Annotated in this window: 6 protein-coding genes; 3 read left to right on the top strand and 3 right to left on the bottom strand. The window is 71.3% G+C overall.

Annotation, left to right across the window (positions count from 1 at the left end; translation table 11 throughout):
• The 3 genes from G5C51_RS38725 to G5C51_RS38735 all read left to right on the top strand — a co-directional run.
• The coding region (locus G5C51_RS38725) for a glycosyltransferase (protein WP_165245068.1) at window positions 1-1,805 on the top strand (1,805 nt) is incomplete at its 5' end.
• On the top strand, window positions 1,802-2,329 hold the full coding sequence (locus G5C51_RS38730) for a hypothetical protein (RefSeq protein ID WP_165245070.1): 528 nt from the start codon (window positions 1,802-1,804) through the stop codon (window positions 2,327-2,329). The genes G5C51_RS38725 and G5C51_RS38730, both read left to right, overlap by 4 nt.
• Entirely contained in the window at window positions 2,326-3,402 is a 1,077-nt protein-coding gene (locus G5C51_RS38735) for a glycosyl hydrolase (protein WP_240930220.1), read from the top strand. Before G5C51_RS38730 ends, G5C51_RS38735 begins: the two co-directional genes overlap by 4 nt.
• A 9-nt stretch (window positions 3,403-3,411) precedes the next feature.
• Here G5C51_RS38735 and G5C51_RS38740 read toward each other — a convergent pair whose 3' ends face one another.
• The 3 genes from G5C51_RS38740 to G5C51_RS38750 all read right to left on the bottom strand — a co-directional run.
• Complete coding sequence (locus G5C51_RS38740; protein WP_206314788.1) at window positions 3,412-4,176, bottom strand: polysaccharide deacetylase family protein; 765 nt, start codon at window positions 4,174-4,176, stop codon at window positions 3,412-3,414.
• A 38-nt stretch (window positions 4,177-4,214) separates the two neighbouring features.
• On the bottom strand, window positions 4,215-5,450 hold the full coding sequence (locus G5C51_RS38745) for a glycosyltransferase family 2 protein (protein WP_165245072.1): 1,236 nt from the start codon (window positions 5,448-5,450) through the stop codon (window positions 4,215-4,217).
• Window positions 5,447-6,334, bottom strand: an 888-nt coding sequence (locus G5C51_RS38750) for a GNAT family N-acetyltransferase (protein WP_165245074.1), incomplete at its 5' end; no start/stop codon positions are given. The genes G5C51_RS38745 and G5C51_RS38750, both read right to left, overlap by 4 nt.

The following is a 6,334-nucleotide window of genomic DNA, read 5'->3' on the forward strand; positions in this document are numbered from 1 at the left end:
CCCGCGCCCACGCCCCCGCCTGGGCCCGCCCGGGCAAGGGCACCGCCGTCGCCCTCGCCGCGACGCTCCTCGTCGCTCTCGGCCTCTGGCGCTTCTCGCTCACCCAGACCGACGTCTCCGAGCTCAGCGGCTTCGGTCTCGCCGGCGCCCTGCACGCCACCTACTGGATCGCCCTCGCCCTCCTCACCGCCGGCTTCTTCGCCTCCCTCCGCGGCGGTCCACGGCCAGGACCCTGGCCCGCCGCGTACGTCATCGGACTGATCGTCGTCGAGCGCGCCACCCAGGCGGTGCTCTATCCCACCCCGCTGTACGCCTGGGCGTGGAAGCACGACGCCGTCGTCGACTACTTCCTCACCCACGACGTCGCCCGGCCACGGCCCGAGCTGGGCCTGATGGACGCGTACAACGAATGGCCCGGCTTCTTCGCCGTCCAGGCCGGCCTGCTGCGCATGACCGGCGTGGAGAACACGCTGCAGTACATGGCCTGGTGGCCGCTGGTCTCCAACCTCATGCTGCTGCCGGCCCTGCTGCTCGCCTTCCGCGTCTTCACCCGCGACCAGCGCCTCGTCTGGACCGGCGCCTGGATCTTCTACGCGGCCAACTGGGTCGGCCAGGACTACTTCTCGCCGCAGTCCGTGGCGTATCTCTTCTGGCTCGCGATCATCGCCATCGTGCTGCGCCGCTTCCAGCGCCCCGAGCATCCAGGGGCCGCGCGGAACGCCCCGCAGCGCGTCCTGTGGACCCTCGCGCTGCTCCCCCTCGTTGCCCTGCTGGCCGCCTCGCACCAGCTCACGCCGCCGATGCTGATGGCCTGTCTGCTGGCGCTGTGTCTCACCCGCAGATACCGCAACTGGATGATCCTGGTCTTCGTGATCGAGGTGGTCGGCGCCTGGAACGTCTCCGCCGCCCAGATCTTCCTCCGCGAGCAGATCCCCGCCCTGATCGAGGGCATCGGCAACGTCAAGGGCAACGTCGAGACCGGCGTCGGCGCCACCCCCACCGGCAGGGGCCCGGTCTTCGCCTCCTGGATGTCCCGGCTGCTCACCGCCGTCGTCTTCCTCCTCGCGGCCTACGGGGTGTGGCGCCGGCCCGCGCTGCGCAAGCAGGCCTGGCCGCTGGTGCTGCTCGGGCTCGCCCCCGCTCCGATGATCGTCGCGAACGGCTACGGCAGCGAAATGCTCTTCCGGGTCGTGCTGTTCATGCTCCCCTGGGCCGCGTTCTTCGCGGCGGCCGCGCTACTCCCGCGCGCCACCACCGAGCCGCCCGCCTACCCGGCCCGCGCGCACCGCTGGCCCGTCGCCACCCTCCGGATCCGGTGGGCGGTCTCCGGCGCCGTCGTGCTGGCGATGACCTGCGCCTTCGTCCCGGCGTACGCGGGCAAGGACAAGCTCAGCTACTTCCCGCCCGAGGAAGCGAACCTGGTGAAGAAGGTCTACGACCACGCCCCCGAGGGCTCCCTGATCGCCGCGCCGAACCGCAACTTCGCGTACGCCTACGACAAATACTGGAGGTTCGAGCCCGGCTACTGGTTCCTGGAGGAGCCGCTCACCCACATCCGCAAGATCGAGGCCAACCCGGCAAAGACCCTGGCCACGGACCTCTCCGCGGTGAAGAAGCCCGGCCGGGCCTACCTCGTCTTCTCCGACGGCATCTACTCCAACGCGTCCATGAACGGCGAAATGAGCGAGGAGCGGCTGCGCCGGATCGAGAAGAGCGTGGCAGAGTCGAAGCAGTTCATTAAGCGCTGGGGCAATGACCACGCCCGGGTGTACGAGCTGAAGGGCCCAGGGAGGGCAGCCCGTTGAGTCTCTTCACCTCCTCCTCCGCCAACGCCGCCGCCGACTTCCGCTTCGTCGAGCGGGTCCCGGCCGCGGTGCTCGGCTGGCTCAGCTTCGCGGCTGTGGCGCTGCTGCCGGACCGGCACCCGGCGCTGATCATCCTCGTCGGCACGTATCTGCTGCTCGGCCCCGGCATGGCCGTCCTCAGCATCTGCGGCCCGGCGCTGCGCGCCCGCCCGGCGGCGGCCCCGCCCGGGGCCACGCCCCGGGACCACACGGTCTCCGACTGGTGCGAGTGGCTGCTGCTCGCGGTCGGCCTCAGCCTGGCCATCGACGGTCTGGTGTGTACGGGCCTGCTGCTGGGCAATCAGTTCGCCGCGCTGCAGATCATCGGCGTGCTGGCATCCCTGACCTCCTCGGCGGCGCTGTTCCCCCCGCTGCCCGTACGCCCGCCGTCCGAGCCCGAGCCGGCCGAACCCGAACGGGAGGCCGCCGGCGTCGCACCCGCCGAGCCCGTCGCGCCCATCGAGCCCGAAGGTGAAGTACGTTGACCCTCCCCACGCTGCGGACGCGGCTGGTGCTCATCGCCGCCGTGCTGTTACTCGTCGTGCCCGCGCTGCTGGCCCTCCTCGCCGAGAACGGCGACGACGACGGCTTCGAGGACGGTCGCGACCGGCAGGCGACCAGCGCCGAGTGCCGCCCGACGAAGCTGCTGGAGCCGCCGTGCGGGGCCTGGTTCGGCGCGTTCGTGCCGCATGAGAAGGAGAACCTGCCGGAGAAGGTGGCCGCGTACGAGAAGGATATGGGCCGCAGCCTCGACATCGTGTACACGTATCACGACATGTCCACCCGCGACAACGAAGGCCAGCTGCTCACGAAGCAGGAGCAGGAGGTCGGCAAGGACCGGATGCTGCTGCTGTCCTGGGAGAGCAAGGACTGGGGCGCGAACGGCGGCAAGAAGCACAAGTGGATCAAGTGGCGGGACATCGCCGCGGGCGAGCTGGACGAGAAGGTCATCGACCCGCAGGCGAAGCGGGTCGCGGAGTACGGCGAGCGCACGGGAAAGAAGGTGTTCCTCTCCTTCGACCTGGAGATGGACACCCGGATGAAGAACGGGACCGCCAAGGAGTTCCGCGACGCCTGGCAGCACATCCACCAGCGCTTCAAGGCGGCCGGCGCCGACAACGTCATCTGGACCTGGATCATCACCGGCTATCTCGACCACGCGGAGCTGTTCACCGAGCTCTACCCGGGCGACCAGTTCGTCGACTGGGTCGGCTACAACAAGTACAACTACTACCGCTGCCACCAGACCGACTGGCAGAGCTTCGCCGACCTGCAGCTGCCGACGTACCAATGGGTCACCGAGAACATCACCGACAAGAAGCCGCTGATGCTCTCCGAATACGGCTCCGCGCAGGACACCGCGAAGACCGGCCGGCAGGCGGACTGGTACGCGGAGGTCCCCGAGGTCCTCAAGCGCATGCCACAGGTGAAGGCAGCACTGCAGTGGAACTCCCGCGACCCAGGCCCGCATTGCGACCTGTCCCTGCAGAACGACGACGCGGTGGACGCCCTGAAGAAGGCGGGCGACGACCCGTACTTCAAGCAGCCGTTGCCGTAGGGCGGCTGCTCAGCCCGCGAACTCCGGCCCGTGCAGCATCCGTCGCGCCCGCCGGTAGTAGCGCCAGCCGACCGTCTTCAGCCCGTCGCGGTACGGCGCCTGTCGCGCGCCCTCGCCCGCCATCCAGTCGTGGACGTCGGCCGCGGTGTGGGTGCGGCGGACGATGAGCCGGGCGATCCGGTACGGCTCGTCGGTGAGGTGGCTGAGCGCGTGCCGTACGGCCATGCCGGAGGTGTAGCCGACCGCGGCGGCGATACGGCGGACGCGGGCGTCGTTGTAGCCGTGCGGGTAGGCGAGGGTGTCGAGAGCGTGGCCGAGGGCGTCCTCCAATACGGCCTTGGACTCGGTGAGTTCGTGCTTGATCTCGCCCGCGGTCAGGGTGTCGAGCTGGGCGTGCGTGACCGTATGGCTGCCGACCTCGAAGCCGAAGTCCTGCTCGAGCCGCGCCGCCTCGTCCAGCTTCATCATCGGCGCCGGCGGCAGCAGGCTGCTGTTTTTCGAGGTGCCCGCCGAGCCGCCGATGGCGCCGGTGGTCAGGTAGGCGGTGGCGGTCATGCCACGCCCGGCCACCGCCTCCGCGGTCGGGCCCGGCAGGTCGGCGAAGCCGTCGTCGAAGGTGATCAGCACCGGCCGGGCGGGCAGGTCGGGGCCGCCGTCCAGCAGCCGGGCCGCGGTGATCGGGGTGCGCCCGCTGTCCGCGATCGCCTCGAGGTGCTCGGCGAACTGCCCCGGCGACAGGGTGAATTCGCCGATCCAGTCGGGCGGATCGTCCATCACGGCGTGGTACAGCAGCACCGGGATGGCGTCGGCGGTCACGGCTTCCCCTCCCACGGCAACGCGATCCCGCGCATCCGGCGCCGGGCGCGGAGGTAGCCCACTGGTCCGTAGAGCATCCCGCGCCGCTCCGTCCTGGCCAGCCGGCGCGGCCACGGGTCGTTCGTCGTGGGGTCGGCGCGCTCGGTCCGTTCGCCGGTGAGGGTGCGGGCGTGCCGCAGGCCGCCCGGGACCCGGCGGAGCAGGCGGGGCAGCAGCGCGGGGCGGCGGGCGATGACGGCGGTGAGGTAGGCGGTGACGCCTGCGCCGTAGTTGAAGGCCTGGGAGGTGAGGTCCTCGATCCGCTCGCGGTGGTAGTGCCAGATCAGCGCGCGGGGCTCGTAGACGAGGCGGTGTCCGGCGACGAGGGTGCGGACGAAGGCGTAGAGGTCGTCGCCGCCGCGGGCCTGGGTGCCGGTGCCGGTGGCCGGGTCGAAGCCGCCGATGGTACGCAGCACTTCCGCCCGGAAGGCCATGTTGGCGCCGCTCCCGAAGCTGCCCGCGGTGAACGGGAACAGCGGCTCGTCGGCGGGCGGCCGGTGGATGTCGTAGACCTTGCGCGCGAAGCCCTTGCCGAAGCCGCCGAGCCGCTCCAGCTGGATCTGCGCGGGCGTCTCCAGGCTCCCCGGCACGATCAGGCCGGTCACGCAGCCGACATGCGGGTCCTCCGCGAAGCCGGCGGTGAGGGCGCGCAGCCACCGCGGGTCGGCGACGACGTCGTCGTCGGTGAAGGCGAGGATGGCGCCCTTGGCCTCGGCGATGCCGCGGTTGTGGGCGGCGGCGAGGCCGGGGACGGGCTCGGTGACGTAGCGGACGCCGGCCTCGGCGTACTTCTTGGTGACCAGGTCCTTGGTGGCGCCGGTGACCGGGTTGTTGTCGACGACCACGATCTCGTAGTCGGGGTGGTCGAGTTCGAGGAGGGAGGTGAGCGCGCGGTCGAGCTTGTCCGGGTGCTCGCGGGTGGCGACGATGACGCTGACGCGGGTCGCCGGGTCGGCGGGCGGGGCGGGCTCGGGTGCGGGTCCGTCGGGTGCCAGCGCCGCGAGGTGGTCGAGCGGGTCGGCGCCCTCGGGGATACGGGTCCGCAGCAGGGCCACGGGCACGCCCCGGCGGCGGACGATGACCGAGACCTCGCCGGTGGTGACGGGCAGGCCGTGCGGTGCGGGGTGGAGTTCAGGAGTGGGCTCGAGTTCGAGAACGCCGAGCCTGATCGGCTCCGTTGTCGGTTCGCTCATGCGCGCCGCAGCCTCCCCGCCTGATTGAGTGCCTTCCGGGCGAACGCGGCCAGCTGCGGCCGCTCCCGTACGAATGCGTGCGCGCGCTTCACCGGATCGTGCCGCAGCCGGTGCACCACCGCGCCGACGCTGGGCCGCAGCACGCGGGCCTCGGCGACGGTGAGCTCGCCGGTCTTGAGATCGTCCTTGTACTCGGCGTCCCCGCGCCCGAGATCGAGCAGCTCCAGCCCCTCGGCGGCCGCGGCCTCCGCCATCCGCAGATGCAGGATCAGCCCCGGCGAGTACTTCGCGAACTCCACGTCGTACGCCGGGAACCAGCAGGCCAGCACCCGCCGCGACCGCAGCCCGAAGTGCGCGGCGATGGGCCGGCCGTCGTCGGCGTACAGCACACTCAGCGTCCCGGTGAGCCCCTCGGTCCGGGTGCCGGCGAGGTCGTCGACAAGACCGGCGATCCACCCCTGCGCGAAGCGATCGCGCCGCCCGGTGCGCCGGTACTGCGCGGACTTCCACTCCATGAGGGCCGCCAGCGCCTTCGGATCCCGCTCGTCGAAGACGAAGCGGGTGCCACCGCGCTGCCGCCCGAGCCGCCGCTCCTTGGCGAGGGTCGTCTTGAGGAATTTGGGCGACTCCTCGCGCAGCCGGCTCTCGTACGCCTCGTACCCCTTGGACACATCCATGACGGGCGACCCGAACCGCTCGGTGACATAAGGCTCGAAGGCCTCCTGCCCCTCCCCGGCAAGGTGATCGAACTCCAGCACCGAAAGCCCGCACTCCCGCAGCAGCCGCTCGGGCTCCCAGCTCACACCGGCCCGGTGCACCAGCCCCTGACAGTCGGAGACCCCGGCCCCGACGGCGACCCCGGCCCCGAGCGGCTGCTGCGGGAG

It is taken from the genome of Streptomyces coryli (assembly GCF_011044975.1).
Classification (GTDB): Bacteria; Actinomycetota; Actinomycetes; order Streptomycetales; family Streptomycetaceae; genus Streptomyces; species Streptomyces coryli.

What these genes read in the sequence shown, in the direction of transcription:
- G5C51_RS38745 (WP_165245072.1), bottom strand. Translation starts at nt 5,450, where the DNA reads ATGAGCGAACCGACAACGGAGCCGATCAGGCTCGGCGTTCTCGAACTC.
- G5C51_RS38740 (WP_206314788.1), bottom strand. Translation starts at nt 4,176, where the DNA reads ATGGACGATCCGCCCGACTGGATCGGCGAATTCACCCTGTCGCCGGGG.